Below are 24,624 nucleotides of genomic sequence, written 5' to 3'. Positions count from 1 at the left end.
CGCCGGCGGGCCCCTGCCCGTGCCTGGATGGAGGTTGCAATGACGCATGCCCCGAACCGTGCCGCGAGCGGCGCCGCAGGAAGCGCCGTGGTGAAGAGCAAGCCGTGGTACCGGCAGTTGTACGTACAGGTGCTCGCGGCGATCGTCATCGGGATCGTGCTCGGCTGGCGGTGGCCGGATCTCGCCACGTCGATGGAGCCGATCGGCACCACGTTCATCACCGCGATGAAGATGCTGATCGGGCCGATCGTGTTCCTGACGGTCATCGGCGGCATCTCCGGGGTCTCCGACCTGAAGAAGGTGGGCCGGACAGGGTTGAAAGCCCTGACCTACTTCCAGGTCGGCACGATCATCGCCATGGTGACCGGCCTGGTCGCGATCAACGTCTTCCGGCTCGGTGAGGGCGTACACGCCGACCCTTCCGCCCTTGAGGTCTCCGGGGACGCCGGACAGTACATCAAGGCAGGTGAGCACCAGCACTGGTGGGAGTTCCTGACGGGCATCGTGCCGGACAGCTTCTTCGGCCCGTTCGTCGAGGGTGACATCCTCCAGGTCATCTTCCTCGCGGTGATCTTCGGGATCGCGCTGAAGTCGGTGGGCGCGGTGGGCGAGCCGGTCATCGCCGGGGTCAACCGGCTGACACAGGTGGTGTTCAAGGTCCTTGCGTTCGTGATGAAGGCGGCACCGCTCGGCGCGTTCGGCGCGATGTCGTACGCCATCGGGAAGTTCGGTCTCTCCACGCTGACCAGCCTCGGCTCGCTGATCCTGCTCTTCTACGTCACCTCGATCCTGTTCGTCGTGGTGGTGCTCGGTGGGGTGCTCGCGGCGTATGTGCGACTGAACATCTTCCAGCTCTTCCGCTACTTCAAGGAGGAGTTCTTCCTGGTCCTCGGCACCTCCACGGCGGAGCCCGCCCTGCCGGGTCTGATGCGCAAGCTCCAGTTCATGGGCGCCGAGCGGTCCACCGTGGGTCTGGTCGTCCCCACCGGCTACAGCTTCAATCTCGACGGGGCCGCTATCTATCTCTCGCTGGCCACGCTCTACATCGCCCAGGCCACCGACACCGCATTGTCCCTCGGGGCACAACTCGGCCTGCTTGCCGTGATGTTGCTGACGTCGAAGGGTGCGGCCGGGGTCGCGGGAGGCGGCTTCATCGCCCTGACCGCGACGTTGTCGACCGTCGGCCATGTGCCCGCGGCCGGGATCATGCTGATCTTCGGCATCGACAAGTTCATGTCGGAGTGCCGAGCCCTGGTCAACTTCTACGGCAACGCGGTCGCCACGCTCGTCATCGCCCGCTGGGAAGGGGGACTCGATCTGGAGCGGGCCCGGCTGGTCCTCGCCGGACAGATCAGGGAGGACACCTTGCCGCTCGGTGAGACCGCCTCCGTACCACGACAGGACACCGGCGGGGCGGAGCCGGCCCCACGACCGGCCGAAGGTGACGGGGCGGTGCCCGTCCACCGATAGGGTCCGCCTATTGCCACAGGTCGTGGCGGCGGGTGGGAGGCACAGTGGACGCGCGGCAACTCGAATACTTCCTCGCCATCGTGGAGCACGGCGGTTTCAGCAAGGCGGCCGCCGCGCTCCACGTGGCGCAGCCGTCGTTGTCGCAGGCGATGGCCAACCTGGAGGCGGACCTAGGTGTCTCGCTGTTCCACCGCATGGGCCGCGGAGTGGTCCTCAGCGAAGCCGGCGCCGAACTTCTCGAACCAAGCCGCCGCGTCCTGCGCGACCTGACCGCCGTACGCGACAAGGCGGAGTCCCTGTCCGGCCTGCACGGCGGCACCGTCGAGATCGCCGCCATGCCCTCGCCCGGCATCGAGCCGCTGACCACGCTGACCCACCGCTTCACCGAACTGCACCCCTCCGTCACGATCAGCAGCCGTGCCGCCTTCACCCCCGAGGATGTCGTCGGTCTCGTCCGCAGCGGCGCCTGCGAGCTCGGCCTGCTCGGCGCCGCCAAGCCGGTGGCGCTGTCGGGCGTCGACGTACTGCCCCTGGAGGAGCAGCCGTTCGTCGTGGTGGCCGGTCCCGACGGGGATGTACCGGACGGGGCCACCCTGCGCCCCGAGGACCTCGGCGGGCGGAAGCTGATCGCCGCCCGGGGCGGCAGCCTGATGCGCTCCATCGTCGACGACATCACCGCGCAGACGGACGGTACCGACATCGTCGCGGTCGTCGACCACCGCACCTCCGTCCTGCCCCTGGTCCTGACCGGGGTGGGCATCGCGGTCCTGCCCGCCTCCTGGACGCGGCTCGCCCGCCGCTGCGGCGCGTCCGTCGCCGCCATCGAGCCGACCGCGCACCTGCACGTCGCGATGATCAGCCTGCCCGCCCATCTCACCCCGGGCGCCCGCGCCTTCCTGGAGCTGACCCGCGCCTACGCCCGGCGCAAGCAGGCCCCGAAGCCCTAGCCTCCGCGCACGCGACCAGCCACCGGCCACCGGCCACCGGCCACCGGCCACCGGCGAACTGATCGGCGGGGCCTATGGGTTGTATCGGATGCTTGTCTTGGACGGAGCACGGCCCCACTGGGTTCACTCGGGGACATCGATCGAAGACGTCGATCCACTCGCCGGTCCCCTGCTCCGTCCGAGCCGGGGACCCGCATGACCGGAGGCTCCCGTGACCGCACCCCGCACCTTCCGCATCGCCGCCATCCCCGCCGACGGTGTCGGCTCCGAGGTCGTCGCCGCGGGCCGCGCCGTCCTGGACGCCCTGGCGGCCGACTCGCAGGGCGCCTTCGCCTTCGAGTGGCAAGAATTCCCCTGGGGCTGCGGCTACTACGAGCGCACCGGAAAGATGATGGACGACGACGGTCTCGAACAGCTCAAGGAGTTCGACGCGATCTACTTCGGTGCCGTCGGCTGGCCCACCGTCCCCGACCACATCAGCCTGTGGGGGCTGCGCCTGAAGATCTGCCAGAGTTTCGACCAGTGGGCCAACGTCCGCCCCGTGCACTTCCTGCCCGGCATCACCAGCCCGCTGCGCAAGGCGGACGACACCGACCTGGACTGGGTCGTCGTCCGTGAGAACAGCGAGGGTGAGTACGCGGGCCTGGGCGGCCGCAATCTCTCCGGCCGCGGACCCGGCGGTGAAGTCGCTCTCCAGTCGGCCCTGTTCACCGAGGTGGGTTGCGAGCGCATCATGCGCTACGCCTTCGACCTGGCCCGCACTCGCACGCACCGCAAGGTCTCGTCCGTCACCAAGAGCAACGCCCAGCAGTACGGCATGGTGCTGTGGGACGACGTCTTCAAGCGGGTCGCCGTCGACTACCCCGACGTGGAGACCGAGAGCGTCCTCGTCGACGCCATGGCCGCGAAGTTCGTGCTTCGCCCCGAAGATCTCTCCGTGGTCGTCGCCTCCAACCTCAACGCCGACATCCTCTCCGACCTCGGCAGCGCCCTGGCCGGCAGTCTGGGCCTTGCGGCCAGCGCCAATCTCAACCCGGAGCGCCGCTTCCCCAGCATGTTCGAGCCCGTGCACGGCTCCGCCCCCGACATCGCAGGACAGGGGCTTGCCAACCCGATCGGCGCGGTCGGCAGCGCCGCGCTGATGCTGGAGCACTTCGGTCTGACGGACCAGGCAGCCCGCCTGCACAAGGCGATAGAAGCCACCACCGCGGCCGGCGTACTCACCCGTGACATCGCGGGCACCGCATCCACCGAGGATGTCACCAAGGCCCTGATCGACGCACTCGGCGCCTGAGCTCCTCCCCGCGCCGCCACGGCGTACCCCGGACGTCCGGTCCGTTCCCATGTCGCGCCGACGGACCGGACCAGGCGGCCGCCCTCCGACGAGCGGCCGTACCGTGCCGGGTCCACCAGCCATCAGCGCTGTGGGCCCGGCACGTCGTCGGTCAGTCGCTGTGCCACGGCGAACACCCCGTCGTGGTGCACCAACGCGGCGGCATCCCGGCGAACGGATCCCGATTCGACCTCGCCGACGACGAGGAGGTGGTCACCGACCCGCTGGCGCAGCGTCACCCTGGCCGTCAGCCAGGCAGGAACCTCGTCGAGTACGGGAAGGCCTTCGTCGTACGCGGTCCATGCCACGCCCTGGAAGCGGTCGACGCCACTGCGCGCGAACTGCCCCGCCAGCGCGGCGTTGTGCGTGCCGAGCACATGAACGGCGAACCGGTCGGCGTCGCTCACCGCCTGCGCGGTGGACGCGTTGAGCCCCAAGTAGAAGGAGACCAGCGGCGGGCGAAGGGATACGGAGGTGAAGGAGGTGGCGGTGAAGCCCGCGGGGCCGGGGACGGTGATCACCGTGACTCCCGCGGCGTGGCGCCGCAGCGTGCGGCGGAGCATCTCGTCGGCAGCGGGCGTCGCGGACGTCTCCGCCGGGTGGTCGGTGGAGGTGGTCATGGCGGTTCCCTCTCAACTGATGGGGTGCCCCGGGCCCCGCTGCCTCGGCAGCGGGGCAGTAGCTCGGCAGCGGGGCGGTGGCTCGCGGTAGGTGGGTCGTACGGGCCCGGCGCGGGCCGCGTCAGGCCTTGGGCTCCCGATCCAGCGTCAGGATCGGGCGCAGATCCGCATCCGTGCGCAGCCGCTCGAGCCACAGGATGATGTGGGCGGCGGTCGTGCGGTGCGAGGCGTCGTTGAGGACGTCGTGCAGGCCCTCGTGCAGGACACCGAAGGCGGCCCGCGGCAGGCGTTCGGCGAGGGCGCGGGCCCGGTCGAGCGGTGTCAGTGGGTCGGCCGCACCGTGCAGGATCAGAGCGGGCAGGTCGGGGCGGGCGTCGGGCAGGAGGTGTTCCGGCACGGGTGCGGAGAGCTGCCCGCGCTCGAAGTCCGCGTCATCGGTCAGCTTTTGACGGTGCGTCGGGCAGGCGGTGCGCGCGCCGAGTTCGGTGTCCCAGTCGGCGGGGCCGGAAGGCGTGGGCGACGTGGTGGCGGTGCCGGCCGCGATGATTCCCGCCAGTGGCAGTCGCGGATCGGCCCCGGCTGCGAGGTGAAGCGCCTGCAGTGCGCCCGTGTCGCTGCCCACAAGGACGACGGGCGTGGTCGCGTCGGGCCCCACGGCTGTCACCGCGGCTGCCAGTACATCCTCCAGGGCGTCGCCGACGGTGGTGTCCAGGGCATGTACGACGTACCCGTCGACGGCCAGGCGACGGCCCAACCGCTCGTAGACGAGGCCGTGTTCGCCTCGTCCGGGCAGGACGACGAGCGTGCCGCGCGGTGCGATTCCGTTGGGCGGCTGCCAGGTGTGGGCGGAGGTGGTGCGCGCGGCGGCAGTGGTGGCGAGGTCGGTCATCGGGTGCTTCCTGCGGGGGTGAGGGGCGTGGCCGTGGCCGCGCGGTGGGCGAGTTCCTGGCGGACGAGGGGCAGCAGATGGCGGCCGTAGTCGATCGCGTCGTCGAGCGGGTCGAAGCCGCGGATGAGGATCGTCGTCACGCCGATGTCGATGTAGTCGAGGAGAGCCTGGGCGACCGTCTCCGGAGTGCCGACGAGGGCGGTGGTGTTGCCGCCCGCGCCGGTCGCCGTGGCGGTGGGGGTCCACAGGGCGCGGTCGTGGAGATCCTGCTTGGCGGCGGCCGCGAGGAGCCGCTGGGACCCGGCGTTCTGGGGTGAGGTGCTGCCCGTGTGATGGCGGGCCTGGTCGAAGAAGGGACGTCCGGCGCCGGACTTGATGGTGTCGAGGATGCGATGGGCGCGGTCCCAGGCGAGTTCCTCGGTCGGCGCGAGGATCGGGCGGAAGGAGACGCTGATGCCGGGCGGTTCGGCACGGCCCGCGGCCTGCGCGGCGCCGCGCACGGAGGCGATCTGCGCGGCGGTCTCGGCCAGCGGCTCTCCCCACAGTGCGAAGGTGTCGGCGTGTTTGCCGCCCACGCGGTAGGCCGCTTCGGAGGAGCCGCCGAAGTACAGCGGAATGCCTTCGGGGCGGTAGGGCAGCACCCCGGGGGCGTAGTCCTCGAAGCGGTAGTGGCGGCCCTCGTGGCTGAAGGAATCGGTGGCGGACCAGGAGCGGCGCAGGATGCCCAGGTACTCGTCGGTGCGGTCGTAGCGCTCATCCTTGTCCAAGTAGTCGCCGTCGCGGCGCTGTTCGGCGTCGTTGCCGCCGGTGATGGTGTGGACGGCGACGCGGCCCTGGGTGAAGTGGTCGAGGGTGGCGAAGCTGCGGGCGGCCAGGGTCGGGGCGATGAAGCCGGGCCGGTGGGCGATGAGCAGGCCGAGCCGGTCGGTGCGGGCCGCGACGTGGGCGGCGACCTGGAGTCCGTCGGGCCGCGATGAGCTGTAGCCGATGAGTACGCGGTCGAATCCGGCGTCCTCATGGGCGCGGGCGAAGCGGGTGGTGTAGGCGGCGTCGATCAACGGGCCCTCGGCGGGCCGCGTTTCGGAGGCGTGCTGGGTACCGATCATGCCGATGAACTCGACGGACGACGGGCTGGTCATGGTCACTTGCCTTTCGGTGCGGTGTGGCGGTCGAGCGCGGTGTGGCGGTCGAGTGCGGCGCGTCCTGCGGCGGTGAGGACGGAGTCGTCCTGCGGGGTGTGGACGCGGCTGCAGAGCACGTCGCGGTAGTGGCGTTGGAGCGGGTTGGCGCGGGTCAGCCCGTGGTTTCCGGTCAGCGCGATGGCCTGTTCGACGGCGTTGATGGCGGCGCGGGTGCCGAGCACCTTCGCCATGGCCGCCTGCTCGACGGCGTTCTCGTCGCCCGCGTCGACGCGGGCCGCGAGGGTGTCGACCAGCGTGGTGGCCCCGGAGAGCGCGGTGTCGATCTCGCCGACGGCCGTCTGGAAGCGGGACAGCGTGGCCAGGGGCGCACCCAGTGCGGTGGGCACGCGTTCGTGGAGGAAGCCGATGAGCCAGTCCCGGGCGGCCTCGGCGACACCGAGGTAGAGCGCGGTGAGACCGAGCGCGTTCCAGGCGCCGGTGGTGAGGTCCGGGCGGGCGCCCGGGATCGCGCCGGGTTCGGCCAGGCCGATGACGTCGTGCGCCTCGACGCGCACCGCGTCGAACAGGACGTCGTCGCTGCGGCTCGCGCGCAGTCCGACGTGGTCCCAGGTGGGCTCGATGCTCAGGCCGGGGCTCGGAGCGCGGACGATGAACGAGCCGACGCGTACGGGGTCCTCGTCGGTGCGGGCGAAGACGAGCATCCGGCTCAGTCCGACCGCGCCCGTCGAGTAGATCTTGCGCCCCGTGAGCACCCACTGGTCGCCGTCGCGCCGGGCGGTCGTGGCGGGCAGCCCGCCGCGTACGGGGCTGCCGAGCTCGGGTTCGACGCGCAGGGCGTTGACGAGGGCGGGGCGTGTGGCGCTGTCGGCGAGAAGGTCCGCGTACGCCGCGGCCGGCCAGGCAGAGGTACGGGCCTCCGCCGCGTGGACGAAGAGCGTCATCGCGGTGACCAGGGCGACGGCCGGGTCACCGGTGCCGAGAGCGCGCAGGATGCGGACGGCGTCCGCGAGCCCGGCTCCCGGGCCGCCGTGCCGTGGCGCGACGGTCGCGGTGAGCAGCCCGGCTCCGTGAACGAGAGCGAATCCCTCGTCGGGAAAGGAGGCGTCACGGTCGTGCTCTGCGGCGCGGGCGGCGAGGGCGCGGGTGAGTTCGGGCAGGCGGTCGAGGTCGAGGGGTGGCAGGGCGGGGGCCGGGCTGTCGGCGGCGGCCCGGGGCTGGGCGGGGGCCTTGCTGGTGCGGGTCACGGGTTCTCCGGCCGTTGGGGGTGATGCGGGGTGGTGCCGCGGTCGGGTTGTCGGGGGCGGGCGTTGAGGTGTGGCTGAGGCTGGGTGTCGGGGACGTCCCGGAGCGGGAGCGGCGTTGCTCCTCGGTCTGCCGGCCGAGCCGAGGCGTGGGGATCGACATCGGCTGGTGCGGCGGTGCCGTCCGGGAGTGGGAGCGGGGTCGGCACGGCGCTGTCACCTGTCGGCCCAGCGCGAGAATCGGGGTCGACAGAGCCCGGTACGACGGTGCCGCCCTGGAGCGGAGGCGGTATTGCGTCTCCCTCTGTTGGCCGGGAGCACAGGTCGGGGGCTGTGTGGCGTGGGATCCCCGCGCCGTCCTGGAGCGGGGGCGGCCGGCGGACCGTCACGGGCGGGGCGCAGTCCTCGTACTTCTCCGCCTGGACCAGGGCGTGCTGTCCGGTGCAGCCCTGGGTGAGCCGGGAGCTTGGGATGTCGGCGGTGAGGGTGTTGGGGTTGCCGTGCAGGCACAGGGGCGCGTCGCCGTCGTCGGGCGCCGGGTCGAACCACGCGCCGGTGGGCAGGCGCAGCACGCCGGGGCGCAGTCCCGTACTGATGCGGGCTCCGGCGAGCACGGCGCCGCGGTCATTGAAGAGGCGTACGACGTCGCCGTCACGGATGTCGCGGGTGGCCGCGTCGTCGGGGTGCAGTTCGACCGGCTCCCGGTCCGCGACCTTCGAGGCGAGGCTGTGCGCGCCGACGTCGTTCTGGCTGTGCAGCCGTGTGGCGGGCTGGTTGGCGATGAGCAGCAAGGGGTGCCGTGCGGCGGCGGGGGCTCCGGTCCATTCGTCGGGTTCGAGCCAGGCGGGGTGGCCGGGGCAGTCCGTGAGGCCGAAGCTCTCGATGGTGGCGGAGGCGATCTCGATACGGCCGCTCGGCGTGTCGAGGCGGTACGTGTCCGGGTCGCGGCGGAAGTCCTCGAAGAGGGTGAAGTCGCTTGGCCCTTCGGGGAGTTGCAGCTCACCTGCGGTCCAGAAGGTGGCGAAGTCGGGGGCATCGGCGCCCTGGGCGCGCTGGTCCTCGCGCCACTGGCCGTAGAGGTGCTCCAGCCACTTGCGCGGGGTGCGACCTTCGGTGAAGCGTTCGGCGAAGCCGAGGCGGGCGGCGAGGTCCGCGAGGATCGCGTGGTCGTCGCGGGCCTCCCCCACGGGGTCGATCGCCTGGTGCATGGCGATCAGGTGGGTGTCGCGCCGGCCTCCCCCGAAGTCCTCGCGCTCCAGGGTGGTGGTCGTGGGCAGGACGATGTCGGCGTGCCGGGCGGTGGCGGTCCAGTGCGGTTCGTGGACGACGACCGTGTCGGGGCGGGCGAAGGCCCGGCGTAGCCGTCCGAGGTCCTGGTGGTGGTGGAAGGGGTTGCCGCCGGCCCAGTGGACCAGGCGGATGTCGGGGAAGGTGCGGCGCTCGCCGTCGTAGTCGTAGCTTGCGCCGGGGTGCAGCAGCAGGTCGGCGATGCGGGCGCAGGGAATGAACTCGTCGACCGGGTTGGGCCCTTGGGGCAGATGCGGGAGACGGATCTGAGGGCCGTGGTCGCCGACGTCGCCCATGGAGCCGTAGCCGTGTCCGAAGCCCGCGCCGGGCAGGCCGATCTGGCCGAGCATCGCGGCGAGGGCCAGGCCCGCCCAGACGGGCTGTTCGCCGTGCTGGACGCGCTGCAGCGACCAGGTGACGGTGATCAGCGTGCGCGAGTCGGCCATGCGGCGGGCCAAGCTGCGGATGGCGTCGGCGTCCAGGCCGCAGATGCCGGCCGCCCAGTCGGCGCTCTTGACCGTGCCGTCCGCGCTGCCGTCGAGGTAGCGGGCGAAGGTGTCGAACCCGACGGTGCAACGGTCGAGGAAGGCACCGTCGTGCAGGTTCTCGGCGAGGAGAGTGTGGGCGAGGCCCAGCATGAGCGCGGTGTCGGTGGCGGGGGCCACCGGGTACCACGTGGCATCCAGGCCTTCGGGCAGGTCGGCCCGCAGCGGACTGACCAGGGCGACGCGGGTTCCGGAGCGGGCGAGGTCGGCGAGGTGGCCCGGGGTGCGGTGGCGGGTGACCCCGCCGGGGGTGACGTGCACGTTCTTGGCGGGGATGCCGCCGAACGCCACGATCAGCTCGGTGTGTGCGGCGAGCGTGGGCCAGCTGGATGCGGCCCGCAGGACGGCCTGGGTGCCCGCCCGGCCGACGAGGTGCGGCAGCAGGACGAGTGAGGTGCCCAGGCTGTAGGAGTTGCGGGATGCGGTGTAGCCGCCGAACTGGGCGAGGAATCGGTGCAGTTGGCTCTGTGCGTGGTGGAAGCGTCCGGCCGATGCCCAGCCGTACGATCCGCCGAACACCGCTTGCGGGCCGTGTTCGTCGCGGACGCGGGCGAGTTCTGCCGCCACGAGGTCGAGTGCTTCGTCCCACGCGACCTCGACGAACGGCTCACGTCCGCGGCCCCGCCCGGTGCCGGGCCCGTGTTCGAGCCAGCCGCGCCGTACGGCGGGCCGCCGTACGCGGGTGGGGTGACGCAGTGCCCCCTCCACATTGCCGAGCAGCGGGGACGGCGAAGGATCCTGGGGGTGGGGCCGCAGGTCGAGCGAGCCGTCCGCGGCGGGCCGCACGCCGTACGCGCCCCAGTGCGAGGTGGTCGGCAGGTGCCGGGAAGGGGCCGAGGTCATGCGGACACCACGGGGTCCTCGAGCGCGGCCGGTGCGACGCGTTCGGCCTGGTCGCGGACCAGTCGGACGAGCGTGCCGTAATCGCGTGCGTCGGCGAGCGGCGAGAATCCGCGGATGAGCAGCGTGCTGACACCCAGCGCGACGTAGTCGAGCAGCGATTCGGCGACCTGTTCATAACTGCCCACGAGAGCGGTGGAGTTGCCTGCCGCTCCAGTGGTCTTGGCGATCGCGGTCCACAGCCGCTTGTCGTGCACCTCGCCCTGCGCCGCGTACTCCAACAACCTTTGGGAGCCGCGCTGTTCACTGTGGTCGAGGTTGAACGCCTTGCGCGCCTCGCCCGCGCGCTCCTTGGTCAGGCGCAGGATCTCGCGGGCCCGCTCCCATGCCTCGGCCTCGGTCGCGGCGAGAATGGGGCGCAGGCTGACGCTGAAGCGCGGGTCGCGGCTGTGGGGGCGGGCGGCGGTGCGCACCTCGCGGATCCGTTCGGCGATGCCGTCGAGCGGCTCGCCCCAGAAGGCGTAGACGTCGGCGTGCCTGCCTCCCACCCGGATCGCGTCCGCGGAGGCGCCGCCGAAGTACACGGGGATGGGCACCTGGGGCCGCACCGCGGAAAGACCGCCCCTGACCTGGTAGAAGTCGCCGTCGTGGTCGAAGGGCCGGGTCGCCGTCCACTCTTTGCGGACGACGTCCAGGAAGTCGTCGGTGCGGCGGTAGCGGGTGGGCTTGTCGGTGAAGTCACCGTCGCGGGCCTGGTCCGCGTCGTCGCCGCCGGTGATGACGTGCAGCGCGACCCGTCCGGGGTGGAAGGCGTCGAGGGTGGCGAACTTACGGGCGGCCAGCGTGGGCGCGACGAAGCCTGGCCGGTGTGCGAGCAGGACGCCGAGCCGGTCGGTGTGGGTGAGGATCTGGTCGGCGACGGTGAAACCGTCGGGGCTCGATGAGGAGTGGGCGACCAGGACACGGTCGAAGCCCGACGACTCGTGGGCGCGGGCGAGGTCGCGCAGGTAACCCGGCTGGACCACAGGGCCGCGGGCGTGGCCCGATTCGGTCTGTGCGGAGATGCCGTCACGGCCGGCGGCGGGGGTACCCGAGCCGCTCTCGCTTGTCTCCTGGGTGGCGGCTATGCCGATGAACTCGATGGCCATGAGGGGCCTCCGGGGTGAGGAAGAGAAGGGGGCGCTGGGAAGGGGGCGCTGGGAAGGGGGCGCTGGGAAGGGGGCGCTGGGAAGGGGGCGCTGGGAAGGGGGCGCTGGGAAGGGAGCGGGGCACTCAGTCGAGGTGGTCACGCCAGGTGCCGGCGTGGTGGCAGGCGACGGTGAGTGACGTGTCGGCCGACGCGATTCCGTGAGCCGAGACGGCCGATGCACTGCCCTCAGTCGCCTCGGCGACACGCCCCCCGACCGTCGCCGGAACAGGCTCCTCGCGGCAGTCGGGTCCGGCGAACCGGCACCGTGGTGCGAAGACGCAGCCCTCGTCGTCGGGCCATGGCTCGCGGTCGGCGGGGGCGCGCAACTGGGCGGGGAGCAGCCGGTGTTCGCGGCGCACACTGGGCGCCGATGCGGTGAGCAGGGCCGTGTACGGGTGCCTGGGGTGTTCCAGGACCTCGCTGATGGGGCCCTGTTCGACGAGTCTGCCCCGGTAGAGGACCGCCACCCGGTCGGCGATGCCCGCCAGGGAACTGAGGTCGTGGGAGATGACCACGATGGCCAGGCCCAGTTCGCGGCGCAGCCGGTCGAGCAGGCTCAGGACGAGGTTGCGGTTGGAGGCGTCCAGGGCGCTGACCGGCTCGTCGGTCAGCAGCAGCCGGGGGCGGGTGACGATGGCGCGGGCCAGTGAGACCCGCTGGCGCTGGCCGCCGGAGATCTGGCCGGGGGTGCGCGAGCCGAAGACTTCCGGGTCGAGGCCGACGAGCGTCAGTGCCTCGTCGGCGCGCGCCGCGCGCTCCTGCCGGTCCAGGGCGCCGACGGCCGCGAGCGGTTCGGCGACGATCCGGCGGACGGTCAGCTCCGGGTCCTGGGAGCGCAACGGGTCCTGGAACATGTACTGGACGCTGCCCGAGCGGCGGAAGTCCCGCAGTTCGCCCCTGCGCAGCGAGGTGAGCTCGCGGCCGTCGAACGCGATGCTGCCCGCGTCGGGGCGGACCAGGCCGACGGTGGCGCGGGCCAGGGTGGTCTTGCCGGAGCCGGTCTCGCCGATGATGCCGACGATCTCCCCGGGGCGTACGGCGAGTTGGACGTCACTGAGCACGCGCGTGCGCCGCGCGGGTCCTCGTACGGCGCGGCGGCCGTAGGAGACCGCGAGCCCTCGGATTTCCAGGAGCGGCGCCCCAGGGGTGCCCGCAGCGGGCTGTTCGTCTTCCCGGAATGCCAGTGCGGTGCTCACAGGGCGGCTCCTTGCGCTGCTACGGTCCGGTCTGCCGCCGACAGGCCACCCACCCTGTCCAGCACGCCGGTTGGGCCGGTCGCACGCAGGCAGCGCGCTCGCCGCCCGTCGTCGAACGTGCGCAGCGCGACGGGCCCGGCCGTGCACTCCGGTTCGGCGTACGCGCAACGCTCGGCGAAGCGGCATCCGGGCAGTTCCGCTCCGGTCTCCGGTGGGCGGCCCGGAATGATGTCGAGCTCGCGCCGCCCCCAGTCGCCGATGGAGGCCACGCGAAGGAGTGCTTGTGTGTACGGGTGCGCGGGCGCGGCCAGGACCTGCGTGGTCGGGCCGTCCTCGACGATCTCGCCCGCGTACATCACGACGATGCGGTCGCAGCTCTCCGCGACCACCGCGAGGTCGTGCGTGACAAGAAGGAGCGCGAGTCCCTGCTCTTGGCGGAGAGTCTTGAGGAGTTCGAGGATCTCGGCCTGGATGACGACGTCGAGTGCCGTCGTCGCCTCGTCGGCGATGAGGAGTTCCGGCTCGCAGGAGACGGCGATCGCGATGAGGACTCGTTGCAGCATGCCGCCCGAGAGCTCGTGCGGGTACTGGTGGTAGAGCTCATCGGGGTGGTGCAGCCCCACGGCCGTGAAGAGCTCCACGGCACGTGCGTGCGCGGCGGAGCGGGACAGGCCCCGGCCCACGCGCAGTTGCTCGGCGAGTTGGCGACCCACGGTGAGTGAGGGGTTGAGATAGGAGGCGGGGTCCTGGAAGACCGCTCCGACGCGCCGGCCCCGTACGCCGTTCCAGCCCTTGCGGGACAAGGCGGTCAGTTCCGTCGGCGCGTCGCTGTCACCGTCCCTGGCGGTGAGGGTGATACGCCCTTGGCCCACCTCGCATCCCGCAGGCAGGACGCCGAGGACAGCGCGGCAGGTCAGACTCTTGCCGCTGCCGGACTCCCCCACCAGGCCCACGGATTCGCCGCGCGCGAGGCTCAACGACACATCGCGTACGGCGCGTGCGGTACCGCCGATGGTGACGTCGAGCCCTTCGACGGTGAGGACGGGAGTGCCGTCCGCACGGACGGTCTCGTCGGTGGCTTCAACCGGCCGTGACATGGCGATCGGCCTCCTTCCGATCCTGAGTGGTGTGCGAATTCCCGTACACATGGATCGCGTTGGGCGGTTCGGCGGGAACGGGAGCGGACGCGGACCCGGACGGCTTCGAGACGGTGGCCGGTGCGGCGGGTGCGGGCGCCCCGAGGTCCGCGGCGGCCGGTGCGCCGCTGTCGCGGATCGCGTCGGCGAGGAGGTTGAGCGACCCGACAGTGATCATGATCGCGGCGCCGGGGATGAGTGGCGCCCACGGTTGCTGGGCGAGGTAGCCCAGGTCGGAGGCGAGCATTCCGCCCCAGGTGGGTGCGGGCGGCTGGACGCCGAGCCCGAGGAAGGTCAGCGAGGAGACGACGAGCAGCGCCTGGCCGACCATCTGGGCCGTGGTCACCGCGACCGTCGGCAGGATCTTGCCCCAGACATGGGTGCGCAGGATCCACCACCGCGATGAGCCCATCAGTTCGGCCGCCTCCACGTACTGCGCCTGCTTGAGACCGAGCGCCGCGGCTCGGGTGACCCGGAAGTACAGGGGCGCGAACAGCACGCCGAGCGCGACCATCGCCTGGTGCATGCCGTTGCCGAGGGCGCCGACCACGGCGATCGCGAAGACCGTGAACGGCATGATCATCAATGTGTCGGCTGCTCGCTGCGCGGTCCATTCGAAGGTCCGGCCGAGCCATACGGACGCGACCCCGGGGACGATCCCGAGGAGCATCGCGGTGGCGACGGCCTCCAGCGCCCCGACCAGAGAGAGGCCGGTGCCGTCCAGAAGCCTGCTGAGCACGTCACGGCCGAGGTAGTCGGTGCCCAGGAGGTGGCCGCCGCTGGGTCCTTGCAGCATGTCCCCGGGGTTCTGGCCCAGCGGGTCGTGCGGGGCGAGCGTGCCTCCTGCCACGGCGAGCAGTGCGACCAGGGCGAGGACGGCGAGTGCGACGCGGGCCGAACGACGGCGCCACGTACGGCGAAGAACCCTCATGCCGTACCCCCTGCGGTACTGGCGCCGCGACGGCCGGTGGCACTCCTGCGGGCGGCCGGATTCAGGGCGGCGAGCGCCGCGTTGACCGCGACGTTCGCGACGAGCACCACGGCCACGGTGACCAGGAGGGTGCCCTGGATGACGGGGATGTCGTGGCGCTCCGCCGCCTGCAGGGACAGTTGGGCGATCCCGGGCAGGTTGAAGATCTTCTCGGTGACGACCGCGCCGCCGAGGATGACGGGCACACTCACGCCCAGGACGGTCAGCGCGGGCCCCGCCGCGTTGCGCAGCACGTGCCCGAACAGGACGCGCCGGGCGGAGAATCCGCGTATCTCGGCGCCGGTCACGTAGTTCTCCCGCAGCGCGCCGACGAGGGAGGTGCGCAGTTGCCGGGCGATGGAGGCGGCGGCGTCCAGGCTCAGTGCGAAGGCGGGCAGGATCGCGTACCGCAGCCAGGGTCCCAGGCCGGAGCCGAGCGGTTCGTAGCCGCCCGTGGGCAGCGCGCCGAACTGCACCGCGAAGACGACGATGAGCACGATGCCGATCAGGAACGGCGGCAGCGTGGCCAGGGCCGAGCAGACGAGCGTGACGGCGCGGTCGATGCGGCCGCCGTTGTTGAGCGCGGCGGCGATGCCCGCGCCGCCCCCGATCACCACGGCGAGCAGCAGTGCGAGCCCGGCGATGGACAGGTCCACGGGGAGGGCCTGGCCGATGCTGTCCGCCACGGGGACGCTGGTGAACCACGAGACGCCCAGGTCGCCGGTGAACGCGCTGCCCAGCCAGGTGAAGTACTGCACGTACAACGGGCGGTCGAGGCCGAACTCCGCCTCCATGCGGGCGATGTCCGCCGGGGTGGCCGTGTCGCCGAGGACAGCGGCCGCCGGGTTGGCGTCGGACAGGGCGCCGAGCGCGAACGTCAGGAGCGAGGCAAGGACGAACACCGTGGCCGTGGTGGCGAGCACCCGCCCCAGCGGGCGGGGCGCCGCGGCCAGTCGCCGGGAGAGCGGCGCCCACCTGCGGCGGCCCTCGAAGCGGCCGGGGGCGGCGGGAGGTGTCTTCGCGTCGGGGACTGCGGGGGCGCTCATTTGACGGTGACCCCCTCGAAACGCTGGACGACCGTGTAGGCGGGGATCTCGGACACCTTGGGGCTGCGGGCGAGGATGCGCGGCACGGTGTACAAGAACACGTTGGGCATGGTCCGTACGGCGATCCCGGTGGCCTTCTGCAGCACATCGGGGTACTTCGGATCGTCGAGCGGGGTGCGGCGCACCGCGTCGAGGGCCTTCTCCAGTTCGGGTGAGACGGTCCGGCCCGGGTTCATCAGGCCTTCCTTGCCGAAGAGGACCTGGAATCCCTGGACGGCGGAGTCCCGCCCTGCGAACTGGTCGACGTACAGGGCCTTGCCCCGCTGGATGTACACGATCTGTGTCGACTGATCGGCGGGGATCGTCTCGATCTTGGCGGTGATGCCGACCTTCTTCAGCTGCGCCTGGATCAACTCCGGTACGCCCTCGCCGTTCTGCGCGGAGAGCGTGATCTTGAGCCCGTCGGCGTGGCCCGCCTTGGCAAGGAGTTCCCTGGCCTTCTTGGGGTCGTAGGGGAAGAGCTTGTCGAGTGCTTCGTCGTGGCCCGCGTATCCGTGCGGGAAGGGCTGGCGGGTGGCCTGGCCGTAGCCGAACGACGCGGTCTTCAGGAGCTCGTCGCGGTCGATGGCGTACTTCAGCGCGAGCGCCACATCGGGGTCGGTGAAGGGCTCCCTGCCGATGTGCACGTCGAGTACGGCCACCACCATGGACGGGATGACCTGGACCTTGAGGCCCGCGGCCTTGGCCGCCTTGACCTGGCTGCCGGGTATCTGCGCGACGTTGTACTGCCCCGACTTGAGCGAGGCGACGACCGTCGAGGCCTCGGGGAGCGGATAGAGATCGAAGTTCTCCGTCTTGATGTGCCCGGCATCCCAGTAGGTGGGGTTGGCGCGCAGTACGGCCTTGGAGTTCTCCACGTAGGAGGCGAGTGTGTAGGGCCCCGCGCCCGCGGGCTTGGTGGCGAGGCTCGCCGCGTCCTTCTCGAAGGCCTTCGGGTTGACGACCATGCCGGTCTTGCCCGCGAGAAGGGCGGGGATCTGGAAATCCGGTTCGGTCAGGCGCAGTTCGACGGTGTGCTTGTCGACGGCGGTCACCGTCTTGACCCCGATGAGCTGGGCGGCGATCAGCGACTTCTTGTAGTCACGGCCCCGCTCGATGCTCTTCTTCACCGCGGTGGCGTCGACCGGGCTCCCGTCGCTGAACTTCAGCCCCTTGCGCAGGGCGAAGGAGACGACCGTGCCCTCGTCGTTGTACGTCCAGGAGCGGGCGAGGGCCGGGACGGCTTCGCCCTTCTCGTCGAGCTTGGTGAGCCCCGCGTACACGAGGGAGAGCGAGTGCACGTCCCATCCGGCCGACGAGGTGACCGGATCCCATGAAGTCGGCAGATCCCAGCCCCACTTGAGAACCCCTCCCCCACCGGCGCCGCCCGCCGTGGACTCGCCCCCGCAGGCGCTGAGGGCGAGGGCCGCACCGGCCCCGAGCGACATTCCCAGGAAGGCTCTGCGTCCAGGGGCGGGCAGCCGGGCGGGGGACGGATCGTCGGTGTCGGCCGATGCTCCGGAGAGGGAGGGTGTGCCGAACTTCGGCATGGGTGCGCACCTTTCTCGGCCGCGCCGATGCCGCTCGGGCGATCGGGCGAAACCGCGGGGACGCCCGGTGTGCGGGGCACGGGCGATGGAGGTGGGGAGGGCAGGAGAGAGGGGTCTTGCGCAGCGAGTCAGCGGCGCCGGCCGTATCGGGGAACAGGCCGTCGCGCCGGATCAGGCATGGGCCGTCGGCGGGCGAGGTGGTCGCAGCGAAGGAGCGAGAGCGTTCGACGCGGGCTCGTGTCGGCGGCGTACCAGCGGCGTGAGGCGTGCCGCATGTGCCGTATACGTGCCGACTCAGCGAGAAGTCGAGAGTCCCTGCACCTGCACCTCAGGAAGGCCGTGATGCGACACAGCCACCTGCCGGAGGGCGGGAACGCCGGGACCGGAGCTGTGCGAGGGGCGGCCGGTCGACCGGGTCAGCGACAGAGTGCGCTGGAGGTGCGCTGAAAGTCCACGTAACGGCAGAGCACGCCGGGGTGCATCGAAGGCATGCCCCGAATCTTCACGGTCGCAGCACCGTCATGTCAATGGACACCTTCAGGTGTCTCATTGTCCGAGACCCCGACGACCTGCATATTCCCTCAATCCACGAGCCGCGGAGGGGTGTTCGAAGTCAGCCGCGCGCCCGCGTCGCCGGGTGCGTGTCCGCCTCGTCGGGATGCAGCCACAGCGGACCGTTCCCCGTCTCGACGCGTACCGCATCGGGCGGGGCGACGGACGTGCCGGCGAGCAGTTCGAGGTCGCGCAGGGTGAGACTGCGCCAGTAAGCCAACGCCTCATCGGCCGGCACAGGTTCCGGTGCGGCAAACGGCACCGGCAACGGCACCGGCTCCCCGGCAGCAGCCGTCGCCGCGGCGAGGTAGCCGGCCAGGGGCCGCCATCCCGGCACGCAGACGCGTCCGCCGGGACCGTCGAACAGCAGAGTCGGCAGGGCGAAGCGATATTGCTCCTCCCCCACTTCCTTGGCCCGCCCCGGATGCGGTCCCGGCTCCCGCAGGTCGCGGACCTCGGGCAGCGGGTTGCGGGTCTCCGCCCAGTCCGCGCGGACCGCGGCGAGCGTGTCGGCGTGCGCCAGATCGGCGAGCAGCCTGTCCAGGTCGAGTCCGGGGACGCCACGCACGGCGCTTGCCACGGCCTCGGGAGTATCGGCCGGTGCCCCCAGCACAAAGGTCGTCTCCCGCAGCCTGCGAAGGACCCGTTCCGCTACCTGTTCGCCCTGCGCCTCTGCGGCCTTGGCGGCGAGGGACGCCGGCCAGCTCGTGCGGGTCAGCCACTGCAGCCGGGCGGCATAGGGGGCACGGGTGTGTGCGGTCACGTCCTTGATGAAGCCTTCGTACCAACGGGCCTCGGCGTCGAGGTCCGGCGCCGGGTCGTCGTCCTCGTCGAAGAGGATCCCGAACACCCGGCGCCATCGCACCTGCTGCCCCAGGCCGCGCCGCAGCAGCCGGAAGACGGGGTCGGAGCCCCAGGCCCACGGGCAGGCCGCATCGGTGAACTCGGTCACCTGGACGAGAGTTTGGGCCGCGGCGCCCGGCGCGGGGGCGCTCGCGTCCGGTGGCAGCATGCTCATGCCGGGACGACCGCGGAGATCTCGTGCGCGCTGTCGCCGCCCTCACCGCTTGCGGGCTCCGTGCCGCGCTCGGCGAGTGCACCGATGCTCGTACCGTCGAGGACCGCCCGCGCTGCCGCCTCGGCGGCGCGCCACAGGTCCGGCAGCGCACTGGCGGCGGCCGGGTAACCGAGCCCTTCGGGGCGCTCGCCCCGGACGGTGAAGAACTCGCCGTCGACGGCGGTCATCACCTCGCCGACCGTGATCAGGTGCGCGTCGCGCGCGATCCAGTAGCCGCCCTCACAGCCTCGCTGGCTGCGCACAAGACCGGCCGACCGCAGGTCTCTGAAAACCGACTTGAGGAAGCGGAACGGAATGTCCTGCGCCGAGGCGATGGCCTCACACGTCAGCGGCCGCGCGCTGTCGGCGGCCAGCTCGACCAGCGCCCGCACCGCGTAGTCCGCCTTGGCAGAAATCTGCATGTGCACCGTCTTTCCGAAGCATTCCTACGTGCCAACCGCCCTGCGCGGAGCGCTGGACAGCCACCCCGACGACAATGGACACATCTTGACATCCATTCGACCGGCTCTCTACGGTCGCCCAAGGATCTTGGGCACGCCGTCCGCCGGCCGAGCACCCGCCACGGCTCACCGCGGCCGTTGTCGGTGACCAACACCGACGTGCGCCCGCCCCATTCCGGCCCGGCCGTCACGGCCCGCCCCGACGAGCAGGATTCCCATGGCCCCGCACACCGCGCCCACCTCTCCGGCCTCTCCCGACGACGCGTCGGCCGCCGCCCATCACGACGCGTTCCACCCGGACCTTCCCGGCCACGACAGCAGCTCACTGCCCCTCAGTGCCCGCCTTCACCACATCCGCGCCGACGCCCTCGACGGTGACACCGCGCAGACGGGCGGCATGCGGCGGTTCGCCGCGATCAGTGGCGGGAGTGTCGGTTCGGAGCGGATCTGGATGGGCCAGACCCACGTCGCCCCGGACACCGCATCCTCCAACCACCACCACGGGGCGTCCGAGACAGCCATCCATGTCATCAAGGGACACCCGGAGTTCGTCTTCCTGGACGACTCCAGCGGGACTCCCGAGGAGATCCGGATCCGCACGGCTCCGGGCGACTACATCTTCGTCCCCCCGTACGTCCCGCACCGCGAGGAGAACCCGAGCCCCGACGACGAGGCCGTCGTGGTCATCGCCCGCAGCACGCAGGAGGCGATCGTGGTGAACCTGCCGGAGCTGTACGTCCTGGGCGGCGAGGCCGACGCCGGGAGCTCGGAGGGCTGACCCCGAGAGCATCGGGCGCCCGCCGTGTTCCGCACTTCACGTCCGGGCAAGACCGGGATCCGGAGCCACGTGGTAACTTCCGTATACAAGGTGTATGCGATCTCTGGGGGTAGTGGTGGCGTCCGGTCGGGAGAAGGCGTACGCGTACCTCAAGGACACGGTGCTGACGGACCCGGAGATGCAGGGCGAGTTCCTCTCGGAGCAGGAGATCGCCGACCGCATCGGTGTCTCGCGCACCCCGATCCGCGAGGCGCTGCTCCTTCTGGCCGCCGAGGATCTGGTCGAGTTGGTGCCCAAGCGCGGTGCGCGGGTGGCGCCGTTGACGGGGCGTGAGATCACCGAACTGATGCAGCTGCGCGGGATCGTCGAGCGGTACGCGGCGCAGCACGTCATCGGCACGGGACAGGCTCCGGTGCGAGAGTTGGGCGAGTTCCTCGATCGGCAGCGCATGCTGAGCGGCCCCGATCAGGCCAAGGAATTCATCGACGTGGACCACCTCTTCCACTCGTCGCTCGTGGCGGCCGTGGGCAACGCGCTCCTCGACCGGCATTACGAGGGGCTGCGCAGCCGTCAGGTACGGGCCGGTGTCGTGGCCCTCTACAACCAGCAGGGCCGTCAGGATGCGGTGCTCGACGAGCACCGGGCGATCGTGGACGCCCTCGCGGCCGGTGACGCGCAGGCCGCGTGCGCCGCGATCGACAGCCACCTGGAGTCGACGCTGAAGGTGCTCCTTGCCGGATAGGCGGGCGTAGTCGTGGGGGCTTGAGCTCGCGCCGGGACACTCCGGGGGCGAGGAGCCGACGGACTGGGCCGTGCTTTCGCGCTTGGCAGTCAGGCCGGCCCGTGCCCACATCTGTTCCTCGAAGGCACGGACGGCCTCGTCCAGATCTCCGGGGGCGCATGGCCGTACGGGACGGCCGAGGAGTTGGAACACGAGGGTGCGGTGGGCGGTGACGTTACTTGCACCCTGGTGTCCGAGCCAGGACCACCGGGCCGACAGGGAGAGGGAGTTGCGGCTCCGGTCCGCTCAGCGCGGCTCCCCCAGCCGACGGTTGGCAAGCACCGGGATCTTCTCGCGGACCGCCGCGACCTCGTCGGCGTCCACCTCCGTCACCATGAGCTCGGGACCGGCCTCCAGACGGTGGCGTACGGTCCCGTCGGGGCCGACGAGCATGCTGTGCCCCACTCCGGTGGGCGCCGTGCCCCGGGCCGCGACTCCCCCGGTGGCCGGGTCGGCCTGGCCGACGGCCGCGACCCACAGCGTGGCGTCCAGGGCGCGGGCGCGCACAAGCAGCTCCCACTGATCGACCTTGCCGGGCCCTGCGCCCCAGGAGGCCGCCAGCAGGGTCGCGGTGGCCCCGGCGTCGGCATGGGCCCGGAACAGCTCCGGGAAGCGCACGTCGTAGCACGTGGCCAGGCCGAGCCGTACGCCGTCCACGTCGATGGTGACGACCCGCGATCCGGCGGCGACGGTGTCGGACTCGGCGTAGCCGAACGCGTCGTAGAGATGGATCTTGTCGTACGTCGCTTCGACGCCGCGTCCCGTGGCCAGCAGGGTGTTCGTCACCCGGCCGCCGGAAGCCGGGGTGAACATGCCCGCCACGACGGTGATGCCCGCCGCATCGGCGGCGGCGCGGATTCCGGTGGCCCAGGGGCCGTCCAGGGGTTCGGCGAGCGGCGTCAGGGGCGTGCCGAAGCAGGCCATCGACGCTTCGGGGAACACGACGACGTCCGCGCCCGCGTCGGCCGCGCGTGCGGTCCATTGCTCGATGAGGGCGAGGTTCTTGCTGGGCTCGGGTCCGGTGGTGAGCTGGCTCAGTGCGATGCGCACGGTGGGCCGCCTTTCGGCGTCGAGAGGGGTGGGTGGGAGTGGGTGAGGCGGAGGTCAGGGGGCGTCGGTGCGGCCGGTCACGGGACACGGGTGGCGGGCGCGGTCCCCGGCGCGCCGGCACCGGCGAGCAGCTCGTCCTCCTTCTCGGCATGGGCGGAATCCCTGCCGAGGCAGAGCCCGATGAGGGTCACGGCAGCCGCGGCGGCGAGGTAGAGCGCCAGCGGGACCCAGCTGTCGTAGGAACTGAGCAGGGCGGTGAAGAGCAGCGGGGCGATGGCTCCGCCGATGAGGCCCGCGAGAGTGTAGGCGAGCGAGGAGCCGGTGTAGCGCAGGCGGGGCGAGAACTGCTCGGCGACGAAGGCCGCTTGCGGGCCGTACATGAAGGAGTGGATGGCCAGGGCCACCACGACGCCGCACACAAGCAGGATCCAGCTGTCGCCGTCGACCACGAGGAAGAACACGAACGGCCAGGCCCCCGCGGCGAGGGCGGAACAGCCGTACAGCAGGCGCCGGTTGACCCGGTCGGACAGGGCGCCGGCCAGGGGGATGAGGAAGATCTGCAGGGAGGAGCCGAGCAGGACGGCCGTCAGGGCGGAGCCGCGGCTCATGCCGAGTTCGTCGGTGGCGTAGGTGAGGACGAACACGGTGAACATCGCGTAGAGCACGTCGGGGGCGACCCGGCTGAGGATCGCGGCGCACAGGGCACGGGGCTGGGTGGTGAAGACCTCGCGGATCGGCGCCTCGGGCCGGGATTCCTCGGCCTCCATGGCCTTGAAGACAGGGGTCTCCTCCAGCTTCGCCCTGATCCACAGGCCGAAGGCGACCAGGACACCGGACAGCAGGAAGGCGACGCGCCAGCCCCAGGAGAGGAACTGCTCCTCGGTCAGGAGCACGCCCAGAGCCGCAAGGACGCCGTTGGCCAGGAGGTTTCCGGCGGGCGGTCCGATCTGTGCGGCGGAGGCGTAGAAGCCGCGGCGGCGCGGGTCGCCGAACTCGCTGGACAGCAGGACCGCGCCGCCCCATTCACCGCCGACCCCGACGCCCTGTGCGAACCGCAGCAGGACGAGGGCGATGGGTGCGGTGACACCCGCGGTGCCGTACGTCGGCAGCACTCCGATGAGGAACGTGGCCACGCCGATCAGGACCAGGGTGGCGATGAGGACCTTCTTGCGGCCGATCACGTCGCCGAGCCGGCCGAAGACGAAGCCGCCCAGCGGGCGTGAGACGTAGCCGACGGCATAGGTGGAGAACGCCAGGAGGGTGCCGGTGAGGGGATCCTCCGAGGGGAAGAAGAGATCACCGAAGACGAGTGCCGCGGCGGCGGAGTAGACCGCGAAGTCGTACCACTCCAGAGCGGTCCCGGTGAGGCTGGCGAAGAAGGCCCGGCGGATGCCGGAGCGGCCCGGCGAAACCGCCGGCGGGCCCTTGGGGGTGTGCTGCATGCTTCCCGATCCTTGCGTCGAGGGGACATCGACCTGGACATCGACCTTCCGGCATACTTCTTGTATACAGGTCGTATGCGCAACCCCCGCGCCGGAAGTTAACCGTGTCGAAACCCCGCCCCCTTTGGAGTGCCCATGACCGTGCTGACCTTCGAACTCCCCGACGGCTCCACCCGTGACGTCGACGTCGTTCAGCTGCTCAACGCCGGATACGCCGGGCGCCAGCAGGCCGACGTCGCCGCGCACGTCGCGGAGCTCGCCCTGCTCGGGGTGCCCGCACCGTCGGTGACCCCGGCGCTCTACCCCGTCTCCCCCTACCTGGCCCAGCAGACCGACCGGGTCGCCGCCCCGCACGCCCGCACTTCGGGTGAGGCGGAATGGGCCCTGGTCGTCGCGGACGACGGCGAGCTGCTCCTTACGGCCGCCTGCGACCACACCGACCGCGACCTCGAGGTCCACGGCGTGGCCTGGAGCAAGAACGCGGCACCCGATGTCCTGGCCCGACAGGCCTGGCTCCTGGCCGACGTCGAGGCGCGCATCGACGAACTGACCCTGCGCGCCTGGGTCACCTACGACGACGGCGGGGAGACCGAGATCCAGCACGGCACGCTCGCCGAGCTCCTCACCCCCGGCTACTGGACGGACGTACTGCGCGAGCGCGGTGGCCTGACACCCGGCACGGTCCTGATCTCGGGCACGATTCCCATGGCCGACGGCGTGGATCAGTTCGCCGACGGCTGGCGCGTGGAGCTGGGCGACCCCGCCACCGGCAACACGATCCGCCTCGCCTACGAGGTGGTACCTCTGCCCCAGCCCATCGGCTGACCGCTCGTAAGGTGTCCAGGTCAGGGTCTTTCTGAATCCAGTAGCCCCTGATCGCTGCGGTGTCGTGCGGCGCCGCCACATCAAGCGCCGACCGGCGCCTCATCACGTTGACATGTTTCTGTCGACATGTTGCTATAAGGCGCAGCTCAGCCGGACTTGTGCACGTCGCATGCCGCTCGGGCACCGGATCGACGGCCACTTGACCGGGGGTGGCGCCCCCGAACCCAGAGCGAGGAAT

Annotated in this window: 21 protein-coding genes; 6 read left to right on the top strand and 15 right to left on the bottom strand. The window is 71.4% G+C overall.

What is annotated here, in order from left to right:
* Positions 1-39 precede the first annotated feature (39 nt).
* From dctA to ACFQ7F_RS05925, 3 genes are all read left to right on the top strand, one after another.
* Positions 40-1,470, top strand: a complete 1,431-nt coding sequence (gene dctA / locus ACFQ7F_RS05935) for a C4-dicarboxylate transporter DctA (RefSeq protein WP_383266710.1) — start codon at positions 40-42, stop codon at positions 1,468-1,470.
* 44 nt (positions 1,471-1,514) lie between these two features.
* Positions 1,515-2,417, top strand: coding sequence for a LysR family transcriptional regulator (locus ACFQ7F_RS05930; RefSeq protein ID WP_383266707.1), 903 nt, complete (start codon positions 1,515-1,517; stop codon positions 2,415-2,417).
* Between the two features lie 211 nt (positions 2,418-2,628).
* Positions 2,629-3,711 carry a tartrate dehydrogenase gene (locus tag ACFQ7F_RS05925; protein WP_383266704.1) on the top strand — a complete coding sequence of 361 codons (1,083 nt, stop codon included), beginning with the start codon at positions 2,629-2,631 and terminating at the stop codon, positions 3,709-3,711.
* A gap of 122 nt (positions 3,712-3,833) precedes the next feature.
* Here the strand turns inward: ACFQ7F_RS05925 and ACFQ7F_RS05920 are convergent, their stop codons facing one another.
* The 13 genes from ACFQ7F_RS05920 to ACFQ7F_RS05860 form a co-directional block, all read right to left on the bottom strand.
* Positions 3,834-4,370 (bottom strand): flavin reductase family protein, encoded by a 537-nt coding sequence (locus tag ACFQ7F_RS05920; RefSeq protein WP_383266701.1) that lies wholly within the window; start codon positions 4,368-4,370, stop codon positions 3,834-3,836.
* A gap of 121 nt (positions 4,371-4,491) precedes the next feature.
* Complete coding sequence (locus tag ACFQ7F_RS05915) at positions 4,492-5,259, bottom strand: alpha/beta hydrolase (RefSeq protein WP_383266698.1); 768 nt, start codon at positions 5,257-5,259, stop codon at positions 4,492-4,494.
* Positions 5,256-6,398, bottom strand: coding sequence for an LLM class flavin-dependent oxidoreductase (locus ACFQ7F_RS05910; protein ID WP_383266696.1), 1,143 nt, complete (start codon positions 6,396-6,398; stop codon positions 5,256-5,258). The genes ACFQ7F_RS05915 and ACFQ7F_RS05910 overlap by 4 nt, the downstream gene beginning before the upstream one ends.
* A 2-nt stretch (positions 6,399-6,400) precedes the next feature.
* Positions 6,401-7,645 (bottom strand): acyl-CoA dehydrogenase family protein, encoded by a 1,245-nt coding sequence (locus ACFQ7F_RS05905; RefSeq protein ID WP_383266692.1) that lies wholly within the window; start codon positions 7,643-7,645, stop codon positions 6,401-6,403.
* Positions 7,642-10,317, bottom strand: coding sequence for a molybdopterin-dependent oxidoreductase (locus tag ACFQ7F_RS05900; protein WP_383266690.1), 2,676 nt, complete (start codon positions 10,315-10,317; stop codon positions 7,642-7,644). The genes ACFQ7F_RS05905 and ACFQ7F_RS05900 overlap by 4 nt, the downstream gene beginning before the upstream one ends.
* A complete protein-coding gene (locus ACFQ7F_RS05895; RefSeq protein WP_383266688.1) occupies positions 10,314-11,462 on the bottom strand; it encodes an LLM class flavin-dependent oxidoreductase in 1,149 nt (382 codons plus the stop codon). The genes ACFQ7F_RS05900 and ACFQ7F_RS05895 overlap by 4 nt, the downstream gene beginning before the upstream one ends.
* Before the next feature lie 124 nt (positions 11,463-11,586).
* Positions 11,587-12,699 carry an ABC transporter ATP-binding protein gene (locus ACFQ7F_RS05890; RefSeq protein ID WP_383266685.1) on the bottom strand — a complete coding sequence of 371 codons (1,113 nt, stop codon included), beginning with the start codon at positions 12,697-12,699 and terminating at the stop codon, positions 11,587-11,589.
* Positions 12,696-13,796, bottom strand: a complete 1,101-nt coding sequence (locus ACFQ7F_RS05885) for an ABC transporter ATP-binding protein (protein WP_383266682.1) — start codon at positions 13,794-13,796, stop codon at positions 12,696-12,698. Before ACFQ7F_RS05885 ends, ACFQ7F_RS05890 begins: the two co-directional genes overlap by 4 nt.
* Positions 13,780-14,766 (bottom strand): ABC transporter permease, encoded by a 987-nt coding sequence (locus tag ACFQ7F_RS05880; RefSeq protein WP_383266679.1) that lies wholly within the window; start codon positions 14,764-14,766, stop codon positions 13,780-13,782. Before ACFQ7F_RS05880 ends, ACFQ7F_RS05885 begins: the two co-directional genes overlap by 17 nt.
* Positions 14,763-15,851: an ABC transporter permease gene (locus tag ACFQ7F_RS05875; RefSeq protein WP_383266677.1), complete on the bottom strand. Its 1,089-nt coding sequence runs from the start codon at positions 15,849-15,851 to the stop codon at positions 14,763-14,765. Before ACFQ7F_RS05875 ends, ACFQ7F_RS05880 begins: the two co-directional genes overlap by 4 nt.
* The gene (locus ACFQ7F_RS05870; protein ID WP_383266674.1) at positions 15,848-17,440 is read right to left on the bottom strand and encodes an ABC transporter substrate-binding protein; all 1,593 of its coding nucleotides are present in this window, start codon (positions 17,438-17,440) and stop codon (positions 15,848-15,850) included. The genes ACFQ7F_RS05875 and ACFQ7F_RS05870 overlap by 4 nt, the downstream gene beginning before the upstream one ends.
* A gap of 613 nt (positions 17,441-18,053) precedes the next feature.
* Complete coding sequence (locus ACFQ7F_RS05865; RefSeq protein WP_383266672.1) at positions 18,054-19,010, bottom strand: DsbA family protein; 957 nt, start codon at positions 19,008-19,010, stop codon at positions 18,054-18,056.
* Complete coding sequence (locus tag ACFQ7F_RS05860; RefSeq protein WP_383266669.1) at positions 19,007-19,471, bottom strand: RrF2 family transcriptional regulator; 465 nt, start codon at positions 19,469-19,471, stop codon at positions 19,007-19,009. The genes ACFQ7F_RS05865 and ACFQ7F_RS05860 overlap by 4 nt, the downstream gene beginning before the upstream one ends.
* A 256-nt stretch (positions 19,472-19,727) precedes the next feature.
* Here ACFQ7F_RS05860 and ACFQ7F_RS05855 point away from each other — a divergent pair, with 256 nt between their 5' ends.
* Positions 19,728-20,288 (top strand): cupin domain-containing protein, encoded by a 561-nt coding sequence (locus ACFQ7F_RS05855; protein ID WP_383266665.1) that lies wholly within the window; start codon positions 19,728-19,730, stop codon positions 20,286-20,288.
* A 94-nt stretch (positions 20,289-20,382) separates the two neighbouring features.
* Positions 20,383-21,030, top strand: a complete 648-nt coding sequence (locus ACFQ7F_RS05850) for a GntR family transcriptional regulator (RefSeq protein ID WP_383266662.1) — start codon at positions 20,383-20,385, stop codon at positions 21,028-21,030.
* Positions 21,031-21,315: 285 nt separating this feature from the next.
* Here the strand turns inward: ACFQ7F_RS05850 and ACFQ7F_RS05845 are convergent, their stop codons facing one another.
* Complete coding sequence (locus ACFQ7F_RS05845; protein WP_383266660.1) at positions 21,316-22,119, bottom strand: carbon-nitrogen hydrolase family protein; 804 nt, start codon at positions 22,117-22,119, stop codon at positions 21,316-21,318.
* 77 nt (positions 22,120-22,196) lie between these two features.
* Positions 22,197-23,561 carry an MFS transporter gene (locus tag ACFQ7F_RS05840; protein WP_383266658.1) on the bottom strand — a complete coding sequence of 455 codons (1,365 nt, stop codon included), beginning with the start codon at positions 23,559-23,561 and terminating at the stop codon, positions 22,197-22,199.
* A 135-nt stretch (positions 23,562-23,696) separates the two neighbouring features.
* On the opposite strand from ACFQ7F_RS05840, the gene ACFQ7F_RS05835 reads away from it, so the two are divergent.
* Entirely contained in the window at positions 23,697-24,386 is a 690-nt protein-coding gene (locus tag ACFQ7F_RS05835) for a DUF2848 domain-containing protein (protein WP_383266655.1), read from the top strand.
* Positions 24,387-24,624 lie beyond the last annotated feature (238 nt).

It is taken from the genome of Streptomyces sp. NPDC056486, assembly GCF_042795295.1.
GTDB lineage: Bacteria > Actinomycetota > Actinomycetes > Streptomycetales > Streptomycetaceae > Streptomyces.
The sequence above is the reverse complement of the archived record's forward strand: the minus strand, read 5'-3'. Positions and strand labels throughout refer to the sequence as shown.

Bases quoted from the DNA above. Each gene is read 5' to 3' on its own strand.
- ACFQ7F_RS05860 (WP_383266669.1), bottom strand. From the start codon at position 19,471: ATGCAGATTTCTGCCAAGGCGGACTACGCGGTGCGGGCGCTGGTCGAG.
- ACFQ7F_RS05870 (WP_383266674.1), bottom strand. From the start codon at position 17,440: ATGCCGAAGTTCGGCACACCCTCCCTCTCCGGAGCATCGGCCGACACC.
- ACFQ7F_RS05835 (WP_383266655.1), top strand. From the start codon at position 23,697: ATGACCGTGCTGACCTTCGAACTCCCCGACGGCTCCACCCGTGACGTC.
- ACFQ7F_RS05875 (WP_383266677.1), bottom strand. From the start codon at position 15,851: ATGAGCGCCCCCGCAGTCCCCGACGCGAAGACACCTCCCGCCGCCCCC.
- ACFQ7F_RS05855 (WP_383266665.1), top strand. From the start codon at position 19,728: ATGGCCCCGCACACCGCGCCCACCTCTCCGGCCTCTCCCGACGACGCG.
- ACFQ7F_RS05915 (WP_383266698.1), bottom strand. From the start codon at position 5,259: ATGACCGACCTCGCCACCACTGCCGCCGCGCGCACCACCTCCGCCCAC.
- ACFQ7F_RS05910 (WP_383266696.1), bottom strand. From the start codon at position 6,398: ATGACCAGCCCGTCGTCCGTCGAGTTCATCGGCATGATCGGTACCCAG.
- ACFQ7F_RS05885 (WP_383266682.1), bottom strand. From the start codon at position 13,796: ATGTCACGGCCGGTTGAAGCCACCGACGAGACCGTCCGTGCGGACGGC.
- ACFQ7F_RS05895 (WP_383266688.1), bottom strand. From the start codon at position 11,462: ATGGCCATCGAGTTCATCGGCATAGCCGCCACCCAGGAGACAAGCGAG.
- ACFQ7F_RS05840 (WP_383266658.1), bottom strand. From the start codon at position 23,561: ATGCAGCACACCCCCAAGGGCCCGCCGGCGGTTTCGCCGGGCCGCTCC.
- dctA (WP_383266710.1), top strand. From the start codon at position 40: ATGACGCATGCCCCGAACCGTGCCGCGAGCGGCGCCGCAGGAAGCGCC.
- ACFQ7F_RS05865 (WP_383266672.1), bottom strand. From the start codon at position 19,010: ATGAGCATGCTGCCACCGGACGCGAGCGCCCCCGCGCCGGGCGCCGCG.
- ACFQ7F_RS05900 (WP_383266690.1), bottom strand. From the start codon at position 10,317: ATGACCTCGGCCCCTTCCCGGCACCTGCCGACCACCTCGCACTGGGGC.
- ACFQ7F_RS05920 (WP_383266701.1), bottom strand. From the start codon at position 4,370: ATGACCACCTCCACCGACCACCCGGCGGAGACGTCCGCGACGCCCGCT.
- ACFQ7F_RS05880 (WP_383266679.1), bottom strand. From the start codon at position 14,766: ATGAGGGTTCTTCGCCGTACGTGGCGCCGTCGTTCGGCCCGCGTCGCA.
- ACFQ7F_RS05850 (WP_383266662.1), top strand. From the start codon at position 20,383: ATGCGATCTCTGGGGGTAGTGGTGGCGTCCGGTCGGGAGAAGGCGTAC.